Here is a 1,082-nt window from a genome sequence, read left to right as displayed (position 1 = left end):
CACCAAGACGGTGACGGCCATTGCGCCGCCGGGGGTGCAGTCCGGCCMGATCAAGGTCCGGACCTCACTCGCCACCTACGCGTCCGACGGCAAGTTCATCGTCGTCGACGAAGCCGACCCGAGGGTCGACTTCGCCCACCGCGACACCTTGCCGCAAAGCTCGGTGGCACCCGAAGAGTGGTGCAAGTCGGCCGATGCCAACAGCGGCTGGGGACCGCCGCGGGTCGTCTATGCGGCCGCCCCATCATCGCCCGGCGAAGTCGACCGGCGGCACTGGAAGCAGGCACGCATGATTGCGGCGGCGTTGAAGTACCAAGGGCTGCCCTACAACCACCACCACATCCCTGCGTTCGACGGAACACGGTGTGCAAAGCACTGGGCACCGCCTGGGCTGGATTGCTCCAACTTCACCAGCTGGGTGCTCGACTACGCGTTCGGGCTGCAGGTCACCTCGGCCATCCAGTCGCAGGCCAGCGATGGAACCGCCGGGCCTCTGGTGCCGAATGGCGAAGCGCTGCAGCCGGGCGACCTGCTGTTCGTGCGCGGCAGCCCGGCAGACGGCCCGATCACGCACGTGGTCATCTACCTGGACGCTGCACACCGCATCGACGAGACGATCAGCGATTCTCAGGGCTCCCACCTCGACGGCGTCTACATCCGATCCTGGGGCCGCGTCGGCTCGTGGCCCTACAACAGCTTCAGCCACGCGCGGCGGCCGTTGGATCTGGTTACCTAGGTGCCCCCTCGATCCCGTTGCATCCTCAGGGCAGAGGATGCATTCCGCGAGATGCCGCTGAATGCTCGGTGGCGGTGACCGCGACAGTCGGTCCCCGGTTTGTGCCGTCGAATCACAGGAGTCCCCCATGTCGTCTGTCACCGTGACTGGAACACGCTACCTGGTCAACCCGGAGTCGGTGGACAGGAAGGGGCCGTTCGACATCCGCATCCTGGCCGAAGGTGACTCCTGGATGGACCGCAGCGGCCCGACCTCCGGCTCGCTGCCCGACTATCTGGCGGAGGCGTTCGATCGCAAGGACGTGTCGGCGCTGATCATCAACATCTCGCACGCCGCGGACACGCTC

At 66.4% G+C, this 1,082-nt stretch carries 2 protein-coding genes; both read left to right on the top strand.

Annotated elements, in window-relative coordinates; all coding sequences use genetic code 11:
* Nucleotides 1-736 (top strand): C40 family peptidase (locus AC1DYI_RS36575; RefSeq protein WP_477208978.1); only part of this gene is annotated, 736 nt, incomplete at its 5' end.
* 127 nt (nucleotides 737-863) lie between these two features.
* Nucleotides 864-1,082 (top strand): hypothetical protein (locus AC1DYI_RS36570; RefSeq protein ID WP_477208977.1); only part of this gene is annotated, 219 nt, incomplete at its 3' end.

It is taken from the genome of Ideonella sp. P3_A4 (assembly GCF_056403075.1).
This window is presented reverse-complemented; position numbering and strand designations above follow the sequence as displayed.